The sequence below is a fragment of the Geomonas sp. Red32 genome (assembly GCF_023652955.1).
Classification (GTDB): Bacteria; Desulfobacterota; Desulfuromonadia; order Geobacterales; family Geobacteraceae; genus Geomonas.
The window spans coordinates 1-21,474 of the sequence record NZ_JAKLOY010000005.1 but is presented as its reverse complement, the minus strand read 5'-3'; the positions used below and the strand labels follow the sequence as shown (position 1 = coordinate 21,474).

Annotated in this window: 29 protein-coding genes and 1 rRNA gene; all 30 read left to right on the top strand. The window is 59.1% G+C overall.

Features of this window, described 5'->3' with window-relative positions; genetic code table 11:
• Nucleotides 1–4 precede the first annotated feature (4 nt).
• Complete coding sequence (gene rpsQ / locus L4X63_RS13945) at nucleotides 5–262, top strand: 30S ribosomal protein S17 (RefSeq protein WP_250679258.1); 258 nt, start codon at nucleotides 5–7, stop codon at nucleotides 260–262.
• Between the two features lie 27 nt (nucleotides 263–289).
• On the top strand, nucleotides 290–658 hold the full coding sequence (rplN, locus tag L4X63_RS13940) for a 50S ribosomal protein L14 (protein ID WP_250679257.1): 369 nt from the start codon (nucleotides 290–292) through the stop codon (nucleotides 656–658).
• Between the two features lie 20 nt (nucleotides 659–678).
• Nucleotides 679–1,005 (top strand): 50S ribosomal protein L24, encoded by a 327-nt coding sequence (rplX, locus tag L4X63_RS13935; RefSeq protein WP_250679256.1) that lies wholly within the window; start codon nucleotides 679–681, stop codon nucleotides 1,003–1,005.
• A 15-nt stretch (nucleotides 1,006–1,020) separates the two neighbouring features.
• Nucleotides 1,021–1,560: a 50S ribosomal protein L5 gene (rplE, locus tag L4X63_RS13930; RefSeq protein WP_250679255.1), complete on the top strand. Its 540-nt coding sequence runs from the start codon at nucleotides 1,021–1,023 to the stop codon at nucleotides 1,558–1,560.
• A 21-nt stretch (nucleotides 1,561–1,581) separates the two neighbouring features.
• Nucleotides 1,582–1,767: a type Z 30S ribosomal protein S14 gene (locus tag L4X63_RS13925; RefSeq protein ID WP_250679254.1), complete on the top strand. Its 186-nt coding sequence runs from the start codon at nucleotides 1,582–1,584 to the stop codon at nucleotides 1,765–1,767.
• Between the two features lie 30 nt (nucleotides 1,768–1,797).
• Nucleotides 1,798–2,196: a 30S ribosomal protein S8 gene (gene rpsH / locus L4X63_RS13920; RefSeq protein WP_250679253.1), complete on the top strand. Its 399-nt coding sequence runs from the start codon at nucleotides 1,798–1,800 to the stop codon at nucleotides 2,194–2,196.
• Between the two features lie 25 nt (nucleotides 2,197–2,221).
• Nucleotides 2,222–2,761 carry a 50S ribosomal protein L6 gene (rplF, locus tag L4X63_RS13915; RefSeq protein ID WP_250679252.1) on the top strand — a complete coding sequence of 180 codons (540 nt, stop codon included), beginning with the start codon at nucleotides 2,222–2,224 and terminating at the stop codon, nucleotides 2,759–2,761.
• Between the two features lie 22 nt (nucleotides 2,762–2,783).
• Nucleotides 2,784–3,155: a 50S ribosomal protein L18 gene (gene rplR / locus L4X63_RS13910; protein WP_250679251.1), complete on the top strand. Its 372-nt coding sequence runs from the start codon at nucleotides 2,784–2,786 to the stop codon at nucleotides 3,153–3,155.
• 21 nt (nucleotides 3,156–3,176) lie between these two features.
• Nucleotides 3,177–3,665: a 30S ribosomal protein S5 gene (gene rpsE / locus L4X63_RS13905; protein ID WP_250679250.1), complete on the top strand. Its 489-nt coding sequence runs from the start codon at nucleotides 3,177–3,179 to the stop codon at nucleotides 3,663–3,665.
• Nucleotides 3,666–3,686: 21 nt separating this feature from the next.
• Nucleotides 3,687–3,863 (top strand): 50S ribosomal protein L30, encoded by a 177-nt coding sequence (rpmD, locus tag L4X63_RS13900; RefSeq protein WP_250679249.1) that lies wholly within the window; start codon nucleotides 3,687–3,689, stop codon nucleotides 3,861–3,863.
• 19 nt (nucleotides 3,864–3,882) lie between these two features.
• Complete coding sequence (gene rplO, locus L4X63_RS13895) at nucleotides 3,883–4,323, top strand: 50S ribosomal protein L15 (RefSeq protein ID WP_250679248.1); 441 nt, start codon at nucleotides 3,883–3,885, stop codon at nucleotides 4,321–4,323.
• A gap of 2 nt (nucleotides 4,324–4,325) precedes the next feature.
• The gene (gene secY, locus L4X63_RS13890) at nucleotides 4,326–5,633 is read left to right on the top strand and encodes a preprotein translocase subunit SecY (protein ID WP_250679247.1); all 1,308 of its coding nucleotides are present in this window, start codon (nucleotides 4,326–4,328) and stop codon (nucleotides 5,631–5,633) included.
• 6 nt (nucleotides 5,634–5,639) lie between these two features.
• Nucleotides 5,640–6,290: an adenylate kinase gene (locus tag L4X63_RS13885; protein WP_250679246.1), complete on the top strand. Its 651-nt coding sequence runs from the start codon at nucleotides 5,640–5,642 to the stop codon at nucleotides 6,288–6,290.
• A gap of 1 nt (nucleotide 6,291) precedes the next feature.
• Entirely contained in the window at nucleotides 6,292–7,038 is a 747-nt protein-coding gene (gene map / locus L4X63_RS13880; RefSeq protein WP_250679245.1) for a type I methionyl aminopeptidase, read from the top strand.
• 31 nt (nucleotides 7,039–7,069) lie between these two features.
• A complete protein-coding gene (rpmJ, locus tag L4X63_RS13875; protein ID WP_012529389.1) occupies nucleotides 7,070–7,183 on the top strand; it encodes a 50S ribosomal protein L36 in 114 nt (37 codons plus the stop codon).
• A 27-nt stretch (nucleotides 7,184–7,210) separates the two neighbouring features.
• Entirely contained in the window at nucleotides 7,211–7,579 is a 369-nt protein-coding gene (gene rpsM / locus L4X63_RS13870; protein ID WP_250679244.1) for a 30S ribosomal protein S13, read from the top strand.
• Between the two features lie 15 nt (nucleotides 7,580–7,594).
• The gene (gene rpsK / locus L4X63_RS13865; RefSeq protein ID WP_250679243.1) at nucleotides 7,595–7,990 is read left to right on the top strand and encodes a 30S ribosomal protein S11; all 396 of its coding nucleotides are present in this window, start codon (nucleotides 7,595–7,597) and stop codon (nucleotides 7,988–7,990) included.
• 59 nt (nucleotides 7,991–8,049) lie between these two features.
• Nucleotides 8,050–8,676, top strand: a complete 627-nt coding sequence (rpsD, locus tag L4X63_RS13860; protein WP_250679242.1) for a 30S ribosomal protein S4 — start codon at nucleotides 8,050–8,052, stop codon at nucleotides 8,674–8,676.
• Between the two features lie 30 nt (nucleotides 8,677–8,706).
• Entirely contained in the window at nucleotides 8,707–9,726 is a 1,020-nt protein-coding gene (locus tag L4X63_RS13855) for a DNA-directed RNA polymerase subunit alpha (protein ID WP_250679241.1), read from the top strand.
• 41 nt (nucleotides 9,727–9,767) lie between these two features.
• Nucleotides 9,768–10,262 (top strand): 50S ribosomal protein L17, encoded by a 495-nt coding sequence (gene rplQ / locus L4X63_RS13850; protein WP_250679240.1) that lies wholly within the window; start codon nucleotides 9,768–9,770, stop codon nucleotides 10,260–10,262.
• A gap of 301 nt (nucleotides 10,263–10,563) precedes the next feature.
• Nucleotides 10,564–14,097 (top strand): chromosome segregation protein SMC, encoded by a 3,534-nt coding sequence (gene smc / locus L4X63_RS13845; RefSeq protein ID WP_250679239.1) that lies wholly within the window; start codon nucleotides 10,564–10,566, stop codon nucleotides 14,095–14,097.
• Nucleotides 14,098–14,126: 29 nt separating this feature from the next.
• On the top strand, nucleotides 14,127–14,486 hold the full coding sequence (locus L4X63_RS13840; protein ID WP_250679238.1) for a roadblock/LC7 domain-containing protein: 360 nt from the start codon (nucleotides 14,127–14,129) through the stop codon (nucleotides 14,484–14,486).
• On the top strand, nucleotides 14,486–15,721 hold the full coding sequence (ftsY, locus tag L4X63_RS13835; protein ID WP_250679237.1) for a signal recognition particle-docking protein FtsY: 1,236 nt from the start codon (nucleotides 14,486–14,488) through the stop codon (nucleotides 15,719–15,721). The genes L4X63_RS13840 and ftsY overlap by 1 nt, the downstream gene beginning before the upstream one ends.
• Before the next feature lie 51 nt (nucleotides 15,722–15,772).
• Nucleotides 15,773–15,949 carry a cell division protein ZapB gene (locus tag L4X63_RS13830; protein ID WP_250679236.1) on the top strand — a complete coding sequence of 59 codons (177 nt, stop codon included), beginning with the start codon at nucleotides 15,773–15,775 and terminating at the stop codon, nucleotides 15,947–15,949.
• Nucleotides 15,950–15,953: 4 nt separating this feature from the next.
• Nucleotides 15,954–16,232 carry a cell division protein ZapA gene (locus tag L4X63_RS13825; RefSeq protein ID WP_284694641.1) on the top strand — a complete coding sequence of 93 codons (279 nt, stop codon included), beginning with the start codon at nucleotides 15,954–15,956 and terminating at the stop codon, nucleotides 16,230–16,232.
• 318 nt (nucleotides 16,233–16,550) lie between these two features.
• Entirely contained in the window at nucleotides 16,551–17,138 is a 588-nt protein-coding gene (locus tag L4X63_RS13820; RefSeq protein ID WP_250679234.1) for a 5-formyltetrahydrofolate cyclo-ligase, read from the top strand.
• Nucleotides 17,134–18,729: a ribonuclease Y gene (gene rny / locus L4X63_RS13815; protein WP_502799917.1), complete on the top strand. Its 1,596-nt coding sequence runs from the start codon at nucleotides 17,134–17,136 to the stop codon at nucleotides 18,727–18,729. Before L4X63_RS13820 ends, rny begins: the two co-directional genes overlap by 5 nt.
• Nucleotides 18,719–19,510, top strand: coding sequence for a TIGR00282 family metallophosphoesterase (locus L4X63_RS13810; RefSeq protein WP_250679232.1), 792 nt, complete (start codon nucleotides 18,719–18,721; stop codon nucleotides 19,508–19,510). The genes rny and L4X63_RS13810 overlap by 11 nt, the downstream gene beginning before the upstream one ends.
• A 157-nt stretch (nucleotides 19,511–19,667) precedes the next feature.
• On the top strand, nucleotides 19,668–20,858 hold the full coding sequence (gene tyrS / locus L4X63_RS13805) for a tyrosine--tRNA ligase (protein WP_250679577.1): 1,191 nt from the start codon (nucleotides 19,668–19,670) through the stop codon (nucleotides 20,856–20,858).
• 526 nt (nucleotides 20,859–21,384) lie between these two features.
• Nucleotides 21,385–21,474 (top strand): 16S ribosomal RNA (locus L4X63_RS13800); the annotation flags it as partial.

The following is a 21,474-nucleotide window of genomic DNA, read 5'->3' as shown; positions in this document are numbered from 1 at the left end:
TACCATGAGCGAAAGAGGCAGCAGGAAAACCCAGATCGGGATCGTGGTGAGCGACAAGATGGAGAAGACCGCCGTCGTCAAGGTGGACCGTCTGGTCAAGCACCCCGTCTACAATAAATACATCAAGCGTTCGGCCAAGTACAAGGCGCACGACGAAGTCAACGCCGCCAAGATCGGCGACAAGGTGCTCATCGTCGAGACCCGCCCGATGTCCAAGGACAAGCGCTGGAAGATCAGACAGATTATCGAGTCCAAGGCCTAACAAGGTCCTGCTCGCTGGGAGTTTACAATGATTCAGATGCAGACAATACTGGATGTGGCCGATAACTCCGGCGCCAAGAAGCTCTTTTGCATCAAGGTGCTCGGCGGCTCCAAGAGACGCTATGCCGGGATTGGCGACATCATCGTCGCCTCGGTCAAGGAGGCCATCCCGAACGCCAAGGTGAAGAAGGGCGACGTGGTGAAAGCCGTGGTGGTCCGCACCGCCAAGGCCGTGGGCCGTCCCGACGGTTCCTACATCCGCTTCGACACCAACTCGGGCGTCGTGATCAACAACGCCGGCGAGCCGGTCGGTACCCGTATCTTCGGACCGGTGGCCAGGGAACTTCGCGCTAAGAAGTTCATGAAGATCATCTCCCTCGCCCCCGAGGTACTCTAACAAGATCCTGGAGAATAACGATGCTGGGCAAAAAGTTACATGTCAAGAAGAACGATACCGTCGTGGTGATCTCGGGCAAGGATAAGTCCAAGAGCGGCAAGGTGGTTTCCATTGTTCCCAAGAAGGACGGCGTTATCGTCGAAGGGATCAATATGATCAAGCGCCACACCAAGGCTCGCGGTTCCGAGCAGGGGGGCATTGTGGAGAAAGAGGCTCCGGTCCACATCTCCAACGTGATGCTCCTGTGCGAGAAGTGCGGCAAGCCCGTGCGGACCAAGGTAACCGTCCTGGAAGACGGCAAGAAGGCGCGCTGCTGTGTCAAATGCGGCGAGTCCTTTGATAAATAGTTTTGGAGGATTTGAATGGCACGGCTAGCTGAGCTTTACAATACGGAAATGGTCCCGCAGCTTATCAAGGACCAGAACTACAAGAACGTGATGGAAGTCCCCAAGATCACCAAGATCGTCCTGAACATGGGCCTTGGCGAGGCGATCCAGAACGTGAAGATCCTCGATTCGGCCGTGGAAGAGCTGGCCGCCATCGCGGGCCAGAAACCGGTCATCACCAAGGCCAAGAAGTCCATCGCGGGCTTCAAGCTCCGCCAGGGGATGCCGATCGGCTGCGCCGTGACGCTGCGCCGCGAGAAGATGTACGAGTTCCTTGACCGCCTGATCTCCGTGTCGCTGCCGCGCGTACGCGACTTCAAAGGGATCTCCGGCAAGGGCTTTGACGGCAAAGGGAACTACTCCCTGGGCATCAAAGAGCACCTCATCTTCCCTGAGATCGATTACGACAAGGTGGACAAGATCAAGGGTCTCAACATCACCATCGTGACCACTGCAAAGACCGACGCGGAAGGCAAGGCGCTTCTTAAGCTCCTGGGACTCCCGTTCAGAAACTAAAAGAGAGTTGGGAGGAAGTCCGTGGCTAAGACATCGATGATCATAAAGGCTCAGAGAGGGAACAAGTTCAAGGTTCGCGAGCGTAACCGCTGCCCCTTGTGCGGCCGTCCCAGAGCTTACTACCGGAAATTTGACATGTGCCGTATCTGCCTGAGGAAGCTCGCTAACCTCGGCCAGATCCCGGGCGTCATCAAATCCAGCTGGTAACAGACTCAAGGAATAAGGAGTAGTTTCGATATGTGCATGACAGATCCAGTAGCCGACATGCTGACCAGAATCAGGAACGCTGGTATGGCAAAACACCAGAAAGTTGACATCCCCTCGTCCAACCTGAAGGTCAGCCTCGCCACCGTGCTGCGCGCCGAGGGGTACATCAAGAACTTCAAGGTGATTGCGGACAGCAAGCAGGGGATCCTGCGGGTGTACCTCAAGTTCATCGACGAGAAGGAACCCGTCATCAACGAGATCAAGAGGATCAGCAAGCCGGGCGGCCGGGTCTACGTCAACGCCGACAAGATCCAGAAGGTGAAAAACGGACTGGGCATCGCCGTGCTGTCGACCTCCAAAGGGCTCATCACCGACAAGACTGCTCGCGAGCTGAACATCGGCGGCGAAGTGCTCTGCACGGTCTGGTAGTTATTTTCGCTTTAAGGAGCTTTGCATGTCTAGGATTGGAAAACTTCCCATCGCGATCCCTGCGGGGGTGAAAGTCATATACAACGCGCCGGAGATCAAGGTTGAGGGGCCGAAAGGCAAACTCTCCCGCTCGGTGATGGATGCCGTCTCCGTGGTAGTGGCCGAGGGCCAGATCACGGTCGGCCGCGCCGACGACTCCACCAAGAGCCGCGCTGCCCACGGCCTGACCAGGACCCTCATCAACAACATGGTGATTGGGGTTTCCAAAGGGTTCGAGACCGCCCTCGAGATCAACGGCGTTGGTTACCGTGCCGAGGCCAAAGGGAACGTGCTGAACCTTTCCCTGGGTTACTCCCACCCGATCAACTTCGAGCTTCCGGCGGGCATCAGCGTCGAAGTCGACAAGATGACCAAGCTGAAAGTGATAGGTATCGACAAGGAGCTGGTCGGTCAGACTGCTGCCAAGATCCGCGACTTCCGTGGTCCGGAGCCCTACAAAGGGAAAGGCATCAAGTACGCTGACGAGACCATTCTGAGAAAAGCCGGTAAGACCGGTAAAAAATAGCAAATAGCTAAGGAGAAGTGCCTTGAGTTCTCTCGCCCAAAAAAAACAGGCCGCCCGTCTTAAAAGACAGACCAGGGTCAGGAAAAAGGTCACCGGTTCGCCGGAACGTCCCAGACTGAACGTCTTCAAGAGCGCACGCCACATATACGCACAGCTGATCGACGATACCACCGGCGCCACCCTGGTTGCCGCCTCCACCGTTATGGGCGAGGTGGCTGAAGGACTGGACTACACCGGCAACGTCGAGGCAGCCGCCAAGGTCGGCGCCGCCATCGCCAAGAAGGCCCTCGAGAAGGACATCAAAACGGTCGTCTTCGACCGTAACGGGTTCCTCTACCACGGTAGGATCAAAGCTCTGGCTGAAGCCGCACGCGAAAACGGTCTGCTCTTCTAGGGCAGGTAAGGAGGAATAGGTTTGCTTAAGATCAATGCCAGTGAATTAAATCTTACCGACAGGGTCGTCCATATCAGCCGCGTTGCCAAGGTTGTCAAGGGTGGCCGTCGGTTCAGCTTCTCCGCTCTCGTGGTGGTCGGCGACGGTAACGGCGTGGTGGGCTACGGCCTGGGCAAGGCCAACGAGGTCCCCGAGGCGATCCGTAAGGGCGTCGAGCAGGCTAAGAAGAACCTGATCAAGGTTCCCATCGTAGCCGGCCAGACTATCCCGTTCGAGATGCTGGGCCACTTCGGCGCCGGCAGGGTGCTCATGATGCCGGCTTCCCCCGGTACCGGCGTGATCGCCGGCGGTGCTGCCCGCGCCGTCTTCGAGTCCGCGGGTCTGCACAACATTCTCGCGAAGTGCCTGGGTTCCAACAACCCGCACAACGTGGTCAAGGCCGCCTTTGCGGGCCTGGCCAAGCTGAAGACCCCGGAAGAGCTGATGGCTCGCCGCGGCGTCACCGAATAGAAGCCGTCAAGGAGCTGAAACATGTCTGAAGTCAAGGTTACCCTGATCAAGAGCCACATCGGTCAGCCGGAGAGGGTGAAAAACCGTCTCCTGGGCCTGGGGCTCACCAAGCGCGAGAAGACCGTGACCCTGCAGGATACCCCGGAAGTACGCGGGATGATCAACAAGGTCGCTCATCTGGTTCGAGTCGAAGAGTAATTCCCTAAAGGTGATAAAAATGGAATTGAATACCATAAAACCGGCCATCGGGGCCTCCAAAGATAGGAAGCGCATCGGCAGGGGCACCGGCTCCGGCCACGGCAAGACCGCTACCAAGGGTCACAAAGGCCAGAAAGCCCGCTCCGGCGGCAGCATCAAGTTCGGTTTCGAGGGTGGCCAGATGCCGATGCATCGCCGTCTCCCGAAACGCGGCTTCACCCCGCTCACCAAGAAGGTCTACGCACTGGTGAACCTCTGCCAGCTCGAAGTCTTCGAAGCCGGCTCCGTGGTCGACGCCGAGGCACTCCTGAAAGCCGGCATCGTCTCCGATGTCTGCGACGGCATCAAAGTCCTCGCTACCGGCGACGTGACCCGTGCCCTGACCGTCAAGGCCAGCAAATTCAGCGGCGCCGCCCGTGAAAAAATCACTGCTGCAGGTGGGAGCATCGAGGAGATCTAGTCTTGATAGAAGCCTTCCAGAACATTTTCAAGATTCCCGAGCTTAAGAAGAGAGTGCTGTTTTCGCTGGCCATGCTGGCCGTGTACAGGGTCGGTTGTCATATACCGACCCCGGGCATCGATGCCCAGGCGCTGTCCCATTTCTTCAAAGCAGCCCAGGGCACTCTGCTTGGGATGTTTGGCATGTTTTCCGGTGGGGCTCTCGAGAAACTGGCAGTCTTCGCTCTCGGCATCATGCCGTACATCTCCTCCTCCATTATCTTCCAGCTGCTGACCGTGGTGGTTCCGGCCATCGAGAAGCTCTCCAAGGAGGGCGACGCCGGCCGCAAGAAGATCATCCAGTACACCCGCTACGGTACCATCGTGCTGTCGGTGGTCCAGGCCTTCGGCATCTCCATCGGCCTCGAGGCCATGCGCGGTCCGGCCGGTGAGCTGGTCGTCCCGAACCCCGGCTGGAGCTTCCGTCTGATGACCGTGATTACCCTGACCGCAGGGACCGCCTTCATCATGTGGCTCGGCGAGCAGATGTCCGAGAAGGGGATCGGCAACGGTATCTCGCTGATCATCTTTGCCGGCATCGTGGCCCGCATCCCGACCGCTATCGGCAACAGCTTCCGCCTGATCGGTACCGGCGAGCTTAACGTGCTGGTGCTCATCCTGGTCTGTGCAGTCATGTTCGTGGTCATCGCCGCCGTGGTCTTCATCGAGCGCGGCCAGAGAAGGATCCCGATCCACTACGCAAAACGGGTGGTGGGGCTGAAGACGGTGGGGGCCCAGAGCTCGCACCTTCCCTTGAAGGTGAACATGGCGGGGGTTATTCCGCCGATCTTCGCCTCCTCGATCATCATGTTCCCGGCGACCGTTGGCAATTTCATCAACGTACCCTGGGTGCAGCAGGTCTCCAAGATGCTCGTTCCGGGGCGGCTGGTTTACGACATCTTTTATGTTGCCTTTATCATCTTTTTCTGCTATTTCTACACGGCTGTCACTTTCAACCCTGTTGACGTCGCCGATAACGTGAAAAAGCAGGGGGGCTACGTCCCGGGCATCCGTCCTGGCAAGGAGACCTCCGACTTCCTCGATGCGGTGCTCACCAAGTTGACCTTCGCTGGGGCCATCTACATCTCGGCCGTCTGCGTGCTTCCCTCGATCCTGATCGGCAAGTTTAACCTTCCGTTCTACTTCGGCGGCACCGCGCTCCTCATTGCGGTGGGGGTCGGCATGGACACCTTGGCCCAGATCGAGGCTCACCTGATCACCAGGAGCTACGAGGGGTTCATGAAGGGCGTTCGAATCCAGGGCAGGAGATAAACCTCGATGACCAACCTGATACTCCTGGGCCCCCCCGGCGTTGGCAAGGGCACCCAGGCGAAATTGCTGATCGAGAAGTACGGGATCCCGCAGATATCCACTGGCGATATACTGCGGGCTGCCGTTAAGGACCAGACTCCCATGGGGGTCAAGGCCAAGGGGTACATGGACTCCGGCGCACTGGTTCCCGATGCCGTGGTGATTGGTATCGTCGAGGAGAGGCTGGTCCAGGCGGATTGCGCCGAGGGGTTCATCCTAGACGGTTTCCCGAGGACTGTGGCCCAGGCCGACGCGCTCGGGCAGGTCCTCTCCGGCATGAGTAGGAAGATCGACCACGTTATCTCGCTGTCGGTGGATAAGGGTGAGCTCTTGAAACGTCTCACTGGCCGCCGCGCCTGCGCCAAGTGCGGAGCCGTCTTCCATGTCGATTTCGCCCCCGCCAAGGTGGCCGGTGTCTGCGACGCCTGTGGTGGCGAGCTGTTCCAGCGCGAGGACGATAAAGAAGAAACCATTCTGAAAAGGCTCGCGGTGTACGAGGAGCAGACTGCTCCCCTGATCGCCTACTACGAGTCGTGCGGCCTTCTCCGCTCGGTCAACGGGCTCGGGACGGTTGAGGGGATCCAGGCCGACATCGTCTCCCGGATCCAAGGATCCTAAGGTGATCGTCCTCAAGTCTCCGGCCGAGATCGAGAAGATGGCCTCCGCCGGCAGGATCGTTGCGGAGGTGCTCGCCGGGCTGAGAGAGATGGTCGCTCCCGGGGTGACTCTGCTGGAGCTCGATGCGTATTCCGAAAGGGAGGCGTTGAAGAGGAAGGCCAAACCGGCTTTCAAGGGCTACAGCGGGTTCCCTTTTTCGCTTTGCTGCTCCGTCAACGAGCAGGTGGTTCATGGGTTTCCCTCCGCACGGGTTCTGAAACCCGGCGATATCGTCAGCCTCGACTACGGCGTCGTCTACGACGGTTTCTACGGGGACGCGGCAATCACCGTTGCAGTGGGGGCGGTCTCTGAGTCGGCCTCAAGGCTCTTGAAGGCAACCGAGGAGTCGCTTTACCGGGCCATCGAGCTTTGCGACCCGGACCACCGGCTTTCCGACCTGGCTCACGCGGTCCAATCCTGCGTCGAATCCCGCGGGTTTTCGGTGGTGAGGGATTTCGTCGGTCATGGCATCGGCAAAGAGCTTCACGAAGGACCGCAGATTCCGAACTTCGGCGCCCCGGGGAAGGGGCCCAAGTTGAAGCCAGGTATGGTACTGGCCATTGAGCCGATGATCAACGAGAAGGGATTCGAAGTCAGGGTGCTTGATGACGGGTGGACGGCTGTCACCTGTGACGGCGGCCTGTCGGCGCATTTTGAGCACACCGTGGCCATCACTGCAAAGGGGCCCCGGATCCTCACCCAAATTTGAGACAGCACTACGTTTTGAGAGGAAACTAAAGATGAAAGTTAGGGCATCTGTTAAGAAGATCTGTGTGAAGTGCAAAATTGTCAAGCGTAAGGGTATCGTCAGGGTTATCTGCGAAACTCCGAAGCATTCACAGAGACAGGGCTAAAGAGTATTCCATTAGGAGGAGCGGGCATTGGCACGTATCGCAGGGGTAGACCTACCGAAAACTAAGAGAATCGAGATCGCGCTTACCTATATTTATGGTATCGGCAGGTCTCTTTCCCAGGAAATTCTCAAAGCGACTGGTGTTGATTTCAACACCCGTTGCGACAACCTGACTGAGGCTGAGGTCTCGAAAATCAGGGACTACATCGACAAGAGCGTCAAGGTCGAGGGTGACCTGCGCCGTGATATTTCCATGAGCCTCAAGCGCCTCATGGATCTCGGTTGCTACCGCGGTCTTCGTCACAGGAAAGGTCTCCCGTGCCGCGGTCAGCGCACCAAGACCAATGCACGTACCAGAAAAGGGCCGGCTCGTACGGTCGCTGGTAAGAAGAAATAAGGTTCTGGAGGAATAATGGCGAGCCCGGCTAAGAAGGTCGTTAAGAAGAAAAAAGAGAAAAAGAATATTCCCAACGGGGTGGCCCACATCCAGGCTACCTTCAACAATACCATGATCACCATCACCGACCCGGTCGGTAACGTGGTGGCTTGGTGCACCTCCGGGGCCAAAGGCTTCAAAGGCTCCAGGAAGAGCACCCCGTTTGCCGCCCAGATGGCTGCCGAGGATGCCGCGAAGAAGGCTCAGGAGCACGGCATGCGCACCATCGAGGTCTACGTGAAGGGTCCCGGCTCCGGCCGCGAATCCGCCCTGCGCGCCCTCCAGGCTGCCGGTTTCTCGGTGAGCTTCATCCGCGACGTCACCCCGATTCCGCACAACGGCTGCCGTCCCCCGAAGAGAAGAAGAGTCTAGGTCCCGTTTTACGGCACCTGGAGTTACGAACCATCAGTTAGGAATATAGGAGGTCTTCATTGGCTAGGTATACTGGGCCTGATTGCAGGCTTTGCAGGCGCGAAGGTGTGGAGCTCTATCTCAAAGGTGAGCGCTGCTTTACTGATAAATGCGCAATCAAGAGAAGGAGCTACCCGCCGGGCCAGCACGGCCAGGGTCGCATTAAAGTTTCCGATTACGGGGTTCAGCTCCGTGAGAAACAGAAAGTCCGCCGCGTCTACGGCATCCTCGAGAACCAGTTCCGCGGTTACTTCGAGCAGGCCGACCGCCAGAAAGGGGTCACCGGCGAGAACCTGCTGTTCATCCTGGAGAGAAGGCTCGACAACGTGGTTTACCGTCTCGGTTTCGCCTCCTCCCGCACCGAGGCTCGTCAGCTCGTTCGTCACAGCCACTTCACCCTCAATGGCCGGAAGGTTAACATCCCCTCCATCCAGGTGAAGACCGGCGACGTCATCCAGCTCCGCGAGAAGAGCCGCAAGATTGCTGTCATCAGCGAGTCCCTCGAGGCCGTCGTGCGCAGGGGCATGCCCCAGTGGCTGGAACTCGACAAGGATACCTTCAAAGGCACCGTGAAGAACATGCCGGTCCGCGAAGACATCACCATGCCGATCCAGGAGCAGCTGATCGTCGAGCTCTACTCCAAGTAAAGGGTGCACAACCGATACAGGGGGAACTAAATGTATAGAAACTGGCGCGATCTGATCAGACCGAAGAAGCTCCAGGTTGAGACAGAAACGCTCACCAATACTTATGGCAAGTTTTTCGCCGAGCCTTTCGAAAGGGGCTTCGGCACCACTCTGGGTACCGGCCTGCGCCGCGTGCTGATTTCCAGCCTCCAGGGTGCCGCCATCGTGTCGGTGAAGGCCAAAGGGGTACTGCACGAGTTCTCGGCCGTCCCGGGTGTCACCGAAGATATGACCGACATCATCCTCAACCTCAAAGGCGTGCGCCTCAAGGTGCACGGTAACGAGTCGAGGATGGTCCGCATCGTCCAGAAGGGCGAAGGCGTCGTCAAAGCGAAGGATATCATCACCGATCAGAACGTTGAGATTCTGAATCCGGAGCACCATATCGCGACCTGCTCCAAGGACGCGAATCTCGAGATGGACATGGTGGTCAAAGTCGGCAAGGGTTACGTTCCGGCCGACCGCAACCGCGACGAGAAGGCTCCGGTGGGAACCATTCCCATCGACGCCATCTTCTCTCCGGTCCACAAGGTCAACTTCACGGTCACCAACGCCCGTGTCGGTCAGATCACCGACTACGACAAGCTGACCCTGGAAGTCTGGACCGACGGCAGCGTGAAGCCGCAGGATTCCGTGGCTTTCGCTTCCAAGATCCTCAAGGACCAGCTCACCATCTTCATCAACTTCGATGAGGACGTGGAGCCCCAGGAGGAGGCCGAACCGGAAGAGGAGCGCGAGCGCTTCAACGAGAACCTCTACCGCTCGGTAGACGAGCTCGAGCTGTCGGTGCGTTCCGCCAACTGCCTGAAGAATGCCGGGATCAAGCTGATCGGCGAACTGGTCTCCCGGACCGAAGCCGAGATGCTGAAGACCCAGAACTTCGGCCGCAAGTCTCTCAACGAGATCAAAGATATCCTGGTCGACATGGGGCTCACCCTCGGGATGAAGCTCGACAACTTCCCGGATCCGGAGATCATGAGGCGCCTGAGGGGCGAGCAGAAGGAAGAATAGTCTTACGACTTCATTTATAGATTGAAAGGAAGTGAAACGATATGCGTCACAACAGCGCAGGTAGAAGATTCGGCAGGACCACTAGTCACAGGATCGCCATGTTCAGGAACATGGTCACCTCTTTCCTTGAGCACGAAAAGATCACCACGACCGATGCCAAGTGCAAGGAGCTTCGCTCCATCGCCGAGAAGATGATCACCCTCGGCAAGAAGGGCGACCTTCACGCGACCAGGCAGGCTGCCGCTTATATCCGCGACAAAAAGGTTGTGACCAAGCTTTTCACTGAAATCGCTCCCCGCTATGCCGAGCGTCCCGGCGGTTACACCAGGATCATCAAGCTCGGCATCCGCCCGGGCGACACCGCTCCGGTTTCCATCCTCGAGCTCGTCGAAGCAGAGATGAAGCCGAAGAAAGCCGCCGCCAAGCCGGCCAAGGCTCCCAAAGCCGCCAAGGCCGAGGCTGCTCCGGTCGAGACCGCTCCGGCAGAAGCCACCGAGGCTCCGGCCGAGGCTACCGAGGAGAAGACCGAAGAGTAATCTCTGGTTTGATCAAGAAGCAACGAAGAGGCACGGGAAACCGTGCCTCTTTTTGTTTCCAACCCACTGTTTAACGCCCCTCTGAAATCTCCCTCTTTTTAAGGGCTCGCACCAACTTTCCCCCTTGTTACAGGGGGGGAGGGGGGGGCAAGCCGTAGATTCCCCGCTTGAAAGCAATGCCCCCCAGCCCTCCTTTAACAAGGGGGGAGACGAACCGAATCTGCCGATCACGGTGCGGATCTGCCGCGCTGTTATCTTTACCTTTACATTAAAACCCCCTCTCTGTTAGTATGTCCGGCTAATGAAGATCAAACGCCTAGAAATCCAAGGTTTCAAATCCTTCCAGGACAAGGTCTCCCTCGACTTCAACCAGAACATCACGGGAGTCGTCGGCCCCAACGGCTGTGGCAAGTCCAACGTATGCGACGCCATCCGCTGGGTGATGGGTGAACAGTCCGCCAAGAACCTCCGCGGCAAGGCGATGGAAGACATCATCTTCAACGGCACCGAGTTCAGGAAGCCTTTGGGCATGGCCGAGGTCTCTCTTTTCTTCTCCACCGAGGACGGCCGCGTCCCCGCCAAGTATCTCAACTTCGCCGAAATCCAGGTTACCCGCCGCCTCTACCGAAACGGAGACAGCGAATACCTTCTGAACAAGACCCCCTGCCGACTTTTGGACATCGCCGAACTCTTCATGGACACCGGTATCGGTGCCCGCGCCTACTCGATCATCGAGCAGGGGAAGATCGGGATGATCCTCCACGCCAAGCCCGAAGAGCGCCGTTTCCTCATCGAGGAGGCCGCCGGAGTCACCAAGTTCAAGGCCAGAAAGGTGGTCGCCCTCAAGAAGATCGAGGCGACCAAGCAGAACCTCCTCAGGATCGGCGACATCATCTCCGAGATCAAGCGGCAGATGAACGCCCTGCAGCGCCAGGCCAAGAAGGCGGAGAAGTTCCGCGAGCTCAGGCAGGAGCTCCGTGAAATCGAGCTGCTCTTCGCCGCCAAGGGTTACGGCGTGGTCGACAAGGAGCGCCGCACCCTCGAAAAGGAGATCGCCGAGCTCGAGGTGAAGGGGAGCCGGCTCTCGGCCCTCCTCCAGGAGGGTGAGCTTACCATCGAGGAGAAGAAGGTCCGGCTGCTGGAAACCGAGAAGGAACTGGCCGCGGCCCAGGAAGATATCTTCAAGTGGAAAAGCGAGCTGCAAGGTGGCGAAAACCGCCTCGACTTCCAGCGCCGTGAACTCGCCAACCTGGACCGACAGGGCGAACGATTCCAGGAAGAGTTGCAGGGGCTCAAGGACCAGCTCGCCCAGGCCGAGCTGGAACTTTCTACCCTCTTGCAGCAGCGCGGTTCTTACCTCGAAGAAGTCTCGCGCGAGAGCGAGTCGCTCGAGGCCCGGGAAGCACTCCTCGACGAGATGGCGGCGAGCGAGGGGGGGGTGAGCCGGGAGCTGGAAGAGGCTCGCCGCGCCCTTTTCACCGTCCTGTCCGAGTCCGCCCAGGCCAACAACCAGCACCAGGCCGCTGCCAAGCGCCTTTCCAGCATCGCCGAGCGGCTGCAGGCAAGCTCGCGCGAGCGTGTGCTTTTGGGAGAGCGGCTGATGGAGGCGGCAGCCAAGGCCGACACCTTGAAGGATGAGGCGGCCAAACTCACCACTCGAAAAAGCGAGGCCCAGGAAGAACTAACCGTCGTCACTGCCCGCGAGGCCGAGTTGAAGCAGGCCCAGGAGGCGGGGGACAAATTGCTGCAGCAGCGCCGTGACCAGCTTTCTGCCGCGGCTTCCCGTTTGAAATCCTTACAGGAGCTCGAAGCCCAGTTCGCCGGCTATGGACAGGGTGTCCGCAACCTGCTCACCGCCGAGGCCTTCCACGGAACCTCCTTTACTATGCTGGCCGACGCCCTGGAGGTTGACGAGGAGTGCGAGGTCGCCCTGGAGTCGGTGCTCGGCGAACGGCTACAGTACCTCCTCACCCCTTCCGCCGATGTTGCCTTGGAGGCCGTGGCCCATCTCAAAGGAAGCTCCGGCGGACGCTGCAGCTTTGTCACCGCCGCTCCCTGGTGCCACCTTAACGGCGACAAGCCCAAAGGTGCCACTCCGCTGACCGACCGTGTCCAGGTACCGGCCGATCTGGCCTCCCTGGTTATCCCCCTTATCTCCGGCGCCTATCTCGTTACCGATCTCGCCCAGGCGGTCACCCTCTCGGCGGCCTTCCCCACCTGCACCTTCGTAACCTTGGAGGGGGATCTCGCCCACACCGGCGGCATCGTCCAGGGGGGCTCCTCCGAATCCGCCCAGCAGGGGATCATTCACAAGAAGCGCGAGATCAAGACTCTCGGTGCCGAAGTCGAACGGCTGACCGGGGAAGTGCAGGATCTGACCGATGCTCGGGAAAAGCGGCGCACGGAGATGGCCGACGCCGAAATCGAGCGCGGCGAATTGAGGCAGCAGCTGCACCGCCTGGAGATGAAGATCCTCGACACCCAGAAGGATCTCCAGAGCGCCGGCGCCGAGTGCCGCCGGATCGAAGAGAACGCGGCCGTCAGGGAGATGGAAGAGGACCAGTTAAGCGAAGAGCAGTCCCTGGTCTCCCGAGAGCTGGCCCAGGCCGACACCAAGAAGTCGCAGGCCGACGAGCAGAAGCGAGGCATCGAGGTTAGGGTCGAGGAGCTGCAGCGCAGGCTGGAAGGTGCACGCTTCGAGATGGAGGAGGCGCGCGAACTGGTCACCTCTCTCAAGGTGCGGGTCGCCGCCCTGAAGGAGAAGGGGGAGTCCGCCCAGAGGGCCCACCAGCGGGTGGAAGGACTGTGCGCCGACCTCAGGAATCGCATTGCCAGCCGGAGCAAGGAACTGGAAGGGGCCGGTACCGATCGCGTCCGCCTCGTCGAGACGATCAAGCAGGGGGAAGTCGAGCTCGAAAAGATCATTGCCCGGCAGATCGAAAGCGAGCAGGCGCTTGCCAAGATTAAAGACCGCTACGAGGGAGAGTCGGAGACCGTGCGCGAGGAGGAGATGCGGGTCAAGGTGGTCCGCGGTGATGTCGCCTCGGTCCGCGACGAGCTCTCCGCAAAGAACCTGAAACTCTCAGAAGCGGGGATGAGGCTCGCCCACCTGGAAGAGACCCTCCGCGAGAAGTACCGGATGGAGGTCGCCGAGGCGCTTGCCACCTACGCGCCGATGGAGTGGGACGAGGCGGAGAAAGGTTCCCGTCAGGCCGAGCTGCAAAAGGCGGTCGACGAGATGGGCGAGGTTAACCTGATGGCCATCGAGGAGTTCAAGCAGATGGAGGAGCGCTTCAACTTCCTTTCCGAGCAGCGCGACGACCTCGAAGAATCGATGGGGGCCTTGCAGAAGGCAATCCAGAAGATCAACCGGACCACCCGCAGGCGCTTCCTGGAGACCTTCAACCTGGTGAACGAGAAGTTCCAGACCGTTTTCCCGCGCCTTTTCTGCGGCGGTCAGGCGGAGCTCAGGCTGACCGACGAGGAGGATCTCCTCACCACCGGCCTGGACATTATCGTTCAGCCCCCGGGCAAGAAGCTGCAGAACGTGTCGCTCCTCTCCGGGGGGGAGAAGGCGCTCACCGCGGTCGCGCTGATCTTCTCGATCTTCCTGATCAAGCCGTCCCCCTTCTGTCTGCTGGACGAGGTTGATGCGCCGCTGGACGACGCCAACATCGGCCGTTTCAACGACATGGTCCGTGAGATGAGTGCCACCTCCCAGTTCATCATCATCACCCACAACCGGGCTACGATGGCGGTCGCCGATACTCTGTACGGCGTCACCATGGAAGAGCCAGGGGTGTCGAAGCTGGTTTCCGTACGCCTCAACTGCTAGCGCTGCTCAATTTTCTTTAGGAGTGGAACTTGCCTTTCAAACAACTTCTGACTAACCTTGTCGAGGCCGTGCCGGGTGCCACCGGGGCGATCCTGGCCGATTGGGAAGGGGAAGCCGTGGAGCAGCACTGCCAGGGGGACCCGTTCGAGATGAAGGTGACTGCCGCCCACTGGGGAATACTCCTTACCCGCCTTAAGACGTTGCATGAGAAGTACGCTGCCGGACAGGTTCAGGAGAGCCTGATTACAACCGACGAACAGCATGCCATAGTGGGAGCCATCGGTGCCGAGTACGCGCTGGTGATGACGCTCGGACCGCAAGCCCTGCCGCTGCAGGCGCTTCGCTCCTTCCGGGAGGTCTCCGGGCTGCTGGAGAAGGAGATATACTGATGGCCGAAGAGAACAAGGGCTTTTTCAAAGGCTTTCTGAAGAAGTTGGGCCTGGGCCAGGAGGAGCCGAAGGAGGACGCGCCTTCCGCAGAGACCGGCCAGGAGCCGGGCGAAGCGTCCGCGCCTGCGGAGCCCATCCAGCCGCCGGCCACCGTGCCGTCTGCCGCTGCCCGTCCCGACGACAGCCTCTTCACCGCCCCCCCGGTCCCCCCGGCGTCCACCAGGCCGGACTCCGCACCTCCTGCTCCGCAGTCGACTCCGGTTCCGTCGCCTTTGCCGGCCGTGCCGCCGGTACCAGTAGAGCCCCCGAAGGAGCAGGCCAAGCCGAGCTTCTTCGAGCGCCTCAAGAAAAGTCTCAGTAAAACCCACGAAAGCATCGTCGGGCGGGTCGATGCCCTGCTGCTCGGCAAAAAGCAGATCGACACCGACACGCTCGAGGAGCTGGAAGAAATCCTCATAACCGCCGATCTCGGGGTGAAAACCACCGTCGACCTGGTCCGCACCCTCGAGCAGCGCCTGAAAAGAAACGAACTCTCCGACGGCGCCGCCCTTAAGAAGGCCCTCAAAGATGAGATCCAGCTCCGCCTGGAGGCTCATGCCGCGCCCCTGGTGGTGGAAGGGAAGAAACCTTTTGTCATCATGGTGATCGGCGTCAACGGCGTCGGCAAGACCACCACCATCGGCAAACTCGCCGCCCGTTACACCGGCGAGGGTAAGAAGGTCCTGCTCGCCGCCGCCGACACCTTCCGTGCCGCTGCCGCCGACCAATTGGAGCTGTGGGCCACGCGGGTCGGGGCGGACATCGTGAAGCACAAAGAAGGTGCCGACCCATCCGCGGTAGTCTTCGACGGCTGCAAGGCCGCCGTGGCCCGCGGCAGCGATGTCCTCATCATCGATACCGCCGGACGTATGCACACCAAGGTGAACCTGATGGAGGAGATGAAGAAGATCCGCCGCGTGCTGACCCGCGAGATCTCCGACGCCCCCCACGAAACGCTGCTGGTCCTCGATGCCGCCACCGGCCAAAACGCCCTCTCCCAGGCCAAGCTTTTCAAGGAAGCCGCCGACGTAACCGGCGTGGTGCTGACCAAGCTCGACGGCAGCGCCAAAGGGGGGATCGTAGTAGCGGTAAGTCATGAATACGCGCTTCCGGTCCGTTTCATTGGGGTTGGCGAGTCGGTCGAGGATCTTCGGGAGTTCGATCCGGTCCAGTTCGTGGAGGCTCTTTTCGAGTAATCCTTGACTTTTACGTACTTATTGCATAATATCCGCCGCAATAGGTGAATTATGACCGTTGAATTGTTTAATGAATTGGAGGGGCGTATTGATTCTCTGGTCAACGTGATCGAGGAGCTGAAGCTCGAGAACGTGAGACTGCACGAGGAGAACAAGCGTCTGAGCGGGGAGCGGGTAGACTTCAAGGTCAAGCTCGACTCGATCCTCAAGAGACTGGAAGGGGTCTGATAACTTGGTCGTCTCGCACTGCATCAGGGTTTTAGGGAGAGAGCTCCAGGTCAAAAGTACCTCTACCCCTGAGCATGTGGCACAGGTCGAGTCCCTGGTCAACGAGAAGCTTGCCGAGGCAACCGAGGCGGTTTCCAGCGGCGATCACCAACTGGTAGTGATCCTGACCCTGATGAACCTGGCCGAGGCGTACCTCGCATCGCAGAAACAACTTGAAGAAGAACGGCTTAGCTGCCGGGAGAGAATCTCTTCCCTCATAGGCCGTGTCGATAACGCAGTGTAGTTTCGGGTCTCTCACGGGAGATTTCAACATATAGCGGTTTGGCAGATTACGGTAGTACACTTGACTGATTACCTCGAAAGAAGCTGTCTTCTTACGATTGTTGATAGGTAGCCTGATGGCGCTTAAGTTCCATACGTCTAGAGGTTAATGGCCGATTTGATATAGAGTTCAATTGCGATTATTTGAACGCGAGCCTTCTATCACCACCGTCAAGTAGCTCACCCAACACTCCAGCCGCACTCCCCTCCCAAAAGAGTCCTGTCTCAACGGGCGTTCACGCCCGGTCCACTGCCGTTTAACTACGGGAAATTTCGATCGATGCCAAAACGGTCCCTGAGAGCCGCCGCGTTGTCCCGGCGCCGGGAGATGACTGCCGAGCAGGTCGCTTCGCACAGTGCCGCGCTGCAGCGTCGTTTCCTCGAGCTCCCGGAGTTCCTCGAGGCCCGTTCGGTCGCCTCCTATGCGCCGGTCCACGGCGAGGTTCGCACCGACCTCGTGGCCCAGGCCGCTTTGGCTGCCGGTAAGAAGCTGCTCTACCCCGCCGTCGTCGGGGAAGACCTCCAGTTCCGCGAGGTAGCATCCCTTGAGGAGTTGGTCCGGGGGAAGTTCGGCATCCCGGAGCCGGTCGGCGCTCCCTTCGACGTGCTGAAGGCCGACCTGATCGTGGTGCCGGGGGTGGCCTTTGACATCTGCGGCAGAAGGATCGGTTACGGAAAGGGATTTTACGACCGCACGCTTCACACTCTGGAGAGGACGGGGAGACTGGTCGGTTTTTGCTATGATTTTCAGCTTGTGGCAGAGATAGTCGGCGAGCCGCATGACGTGACGATGGATGTAGTCGTCACCGAGGTCAGGCTGGTTCGCGTTAACAACAATATATGTGAGGGGGAACCACGTGAAAATTGACATTACAATCACCATACTATTGGTGCTCGTGGCGGCAGGTGTCGGATACTTCATCGGCAACCTGCTGCGTAAGAAGCTTTCCGATTCTCTGGTCGCCAACGCCGAGACGCTGGCCGCCAAAATGATCGAGGATGCCAAGCGGCAGACCGAAGTGATGGCCATGGAAGCGGCGGTACAGGCCAAGGACGCCGTCTACCAGGCCAAAGAGGAGATGGAGCGCCAGTTCGAACTGGAAACATCCGAGAAACGGAAAGAGCTGCAAAACCTGGAGAAACGCCTCCAGCAGAAGGAAGACAATCTCGATAAAAAGACCAACCTCTTCGATCAGCGCGACACCGAGTTCCTCAAGCGCGAACAGTCCCTGGCGGGGCGCGAGCAGTCCCTGACCAGCAAAGAGCAGTCCCTGGTCCAGAAAGAGGAGAAGCTCGACAACCTGGTGAACGAACAGAGGGCCAAGCTGGAGCAGATCGCCGGGATGACCTCGGTGGAGGCCAAGAAGGTCCTCATGGACGCCATGGAGGACGAGGCCAAACTGGACGTCGCCAAGTTGATCCGCACCATGGAAGAAGAGGCCCGTGCCACCGCCGACAAGAAGGCGAAAGAGGTCCTGGCCCTGGCCATGCAGCGTTACGCAGGCGAGTACGTAGCCGAGAGGAGCGTGTCGGTGGTTGCTCTCCCCTCGGACGAGATGAAGGGGCGCATCATCGGCCGCGAAGGGCGTAACATCAGGGCGCTGGAAGCCGCTACCGGCATCGACCTCATCATCGACGATACTCCGGAGGCGGTCATCCTCTCCGGTTTCAATCCGGTCCGCCGCGAGGTGGCCAAACTCTCCCTCCAGAAGCTGATCGCCGACGGCCGTATCCATCCGGGCCGCATCGAGGAGGTGGTAGCCAAAAGCCAGGAGGAGATCGACCAGGCGATGAAGGAGGCCGGCGATCAGGCTGCCTTCGACCTCGGCGTCCACGGCATCCACCCGGAGATCCTCAAGCTGATCGGCCGCCTCAAATACCGGACCTCCTACAGCCAGAACGTCTACCAGCACTCGCTGGAAGTCGCCTTCCTCTGCGGGATCATGGCCGCCGAGCTCGGGATCAACGTCAAGCAGGCCAAGCGCGCCGGTCTTCTCCATGACCTCGGCAAGGCGGTCGACCACGAGGTGGAAGGTTCCCACGCGGTCATCGGCGCGGAGATCGCCAAGAAGTACGGCGAGTCCCCCAAGATCATCCATGCCATCATGGCCCACCACGAAGACGAGAAGCCGGCCAGCGTGCTGGCTGTCCTGGTGCAGGCGGCCGACGCGCTCTCCGGAGCACGCCCGGGTGCACGCCGGGAGATGATGGAAACCTACGTGAAACGTCTGGACGACCTGGAGAGAATCGCCACCTCGTTCGACGGCGTCCTCAACTCCTTCGCCATCCAGGCCGGCCGCGAGATCCGCGTCATGGTCTCCTCCGACACGGTGAGCGACGATCGTGCCATCGTCTTGGCCAAGGACATCGCCAAGAAGATCGAGACCGAAATGACGTATCCCGGCCAGATCAAGGTCAATGTGATAAGGGAAACCAGGGCAACCGAATATGCCCGTTAAGCTGCTGTTCATAGGCGACATCATCGGGAAGCCCGGCCGCGAAGCCCTTTCCCGGGAGTTGCACCGGATCGTCGATCGCCATTACGTGGATCTGGTGATCGCCAACGGGGAGAATGCCGCAGGCGGATTCGGCCTTACCGCCGAGACCGCCCAGGATCTCTTCAAGTGCGGCATTCACGTCCTTACCTCCGGTAACCATATCTGGGACAAGAGGGAGGCGGTCGAGTACATCAGCCGCTCCGACAAGATCGTGCGGCCGGCCAACTACCCGGAAGGCACCCCCGGGCACGGCGCCACCATCGCCCGTACGCCAGGTGGAGTGAAGATCGGCATCCTGAACCTTGAGGGACGGGTGTTTATGAACAGCCTTGATTGCCCCTTTCGCTGCGCCGACCGGGAGGTTGCCAAACTGAAGGAAGAGACGCCGATCGTCTTCGTGGATTTCCATGCAGAGGCGACGTCGGAGAAAACCTCGCTTGGGTGGTACCTGGATGGACGCGTCTCGGCAGTGGTTGGGACCCATACCCATGTCCAGACTGCCGATGAGAGGGTCCTGACCGCCGGCACCGCCTACATCACCGACGTCGGTATGACCGGCGCCTTCGATTCGGTGATCGGGGTGAAGAAGGAAGAGCCGATTTACAAGTTCGTCACCCAGCGTCCCGCCAAATTCGAGATCGCCAAGAAGGACATCCGGATCAATGCCGTCGTTATCGACATAGACGAGACCACCGGTCTCGCACTCGGCATCGAAAGAATAAACATCCCCTGCGGCTCCTGACCTGCCGGTGAATAGTGCCTTGGTCCCCCTCCCTTAAGGGGGGGGGCAGGGTGCGGATGGGGATGTCTGGCCCCGGGCCAGGAAGCAGAGTCTCACCGGTCACCGGTTAAGACATAACGCCTTGGAGGGTAGTAGCGTGAAGAGTGTCGCCGAGCAGATGGAAGTAATCAAGAGGGGGGCCGTCGAGATCCTGGTAGAGAAGGAGCTCGTCGAGAAACTCGAGAAGTCGGTCAAGACCGGCGTGCCTCTCAAGATCAAAGCGGGGTTCGACCCGACCGCACCCGACCTTCACCTGGGTCACACGGTGCTCCTGCACAAGCTGCGTCAGTTCCAGCAGCTCGGCCACGAGATATATTTCCTGATCGGCGACTTCACCGGTATGATCGGAGACCCGACCGGCAAGTCCGAGACCAGGAAAGTCCTGAGCCGCGAAGACGTCCTCAAGAACGCCGAGACCTATAAGGAGCAGGTGTTCAAGATCCTGGATCCCAAGATCACCAAGGTCGTGTTCAACTCGGATTGGCTCGGTAAGATGTCCGCCTCCGATATGATCGCCTTGGCTTCGAAGTATACGGTGGCGAGGATGCTCGAGCGCGAGGACTTCAGCAATCGATTCTCCAACCAGCAGCCGATCTCCATTCACGAGTTCATGTACCCGCTCGTGCAGGGATACGACTCCGTCGCCATTAAGGCCGACGTCGAGCTCGGCGGTACCGACCAGAAGTTCAACCTGCTGGTGGGCCGCGAGCTGCAGCGCGAGTGGGGGCAGACCCCCCAGACCGTTTTGACCATGCCCCTTCTGGAAGGTCTCGACGGCGTCAATAAGATGAGCAAGTCGCTTGGCAACTACATCGGGATCAACGAGCCCGCCGATGAGATCTACGGCAAGGTGATGTCGATCTCCGACGAGCTGATGCTCCGTTACTATGAGCTGTTGAGCGACATGAGCCTGGTCGAGCTGGAAGAGCTGAAGGTTGGTCTTAAGAACGGCAACGTCCACCCGATGGAAGCCAAGAAGAAGCTTGCCCGGGAGATGGTAGGGCGGTACCACGGTGCCGACGCGGCCGTCCAAGCCGACGAGAACTTCATCAAGCGTTTCCGTGACAACCAGACCCCTGAAGACCTGGAAGAAGTAGCCATTGCCCTTGAAGGCGAGCGCATGCCTATCTTCAAGATTCTGGCGACTGCCGGGTTGGTGAAGTCCGGTGGGGAAGGGCGTCGTTCCATCCAGGGCGGGGGCGTCAAAGTTGACGGCGAAAAGATCGCCGACGACACCGCCGAGCTCGGTGCCGGCGAATACGTTATTCAGGTAGGCAAGCGCCGCTTCGCCAAAGTAAAACTGTCGTAGTCTGTCAGCTCCGCGACACTGATCAATCAAGGGGACAGGCTCCTTCGCAAGAAGGTGCCTGTCCCCTTTTTCTTTCCCTTCTGATCCCTTAGGTGTCTTTAAATTGGTCTGAACAAAAACTAACAATAAACCCGTTGACCCTGCTCCGACCATTTGCTATAACCACACCTCGCTACTGACCGGGAAACAAAAACGGTCACGGCGGTAAAAAAAGAGGTTGACAGTCGAAAGCCTCTCTGTTATAAAGTTTGACTTCGCAGCAACGTTCTCTCAAATCCAAATAGCTCGACGGTTCAGGAGTTTGGTTTGCTCTCTCTAAGGTTTCGCCTCTGAGAGTCGCTAAGAAAAACTTCCAGCCGAGAAAAAAATCGGTTGACAGTCGAGTCTGGTTTGTGTAGATTGCGAAGTCTGCCGCAACGAGCGGCGATCTTGGTCTTTGAAAACTAAATAGTAGACGAATCACATTGTGGGTCTATTTAAGTCAGTTGTTTTTGTTAAACAGAATCGAGCTTTCGGTTTTTATTTTAAACTGGAGAGTTTGATCCTGGCTCAGAACGAACGCTGGCGGCGTGCTTAACACATGCAAGTCGAACGGGATCCGGAGCTTGCTCCGGTG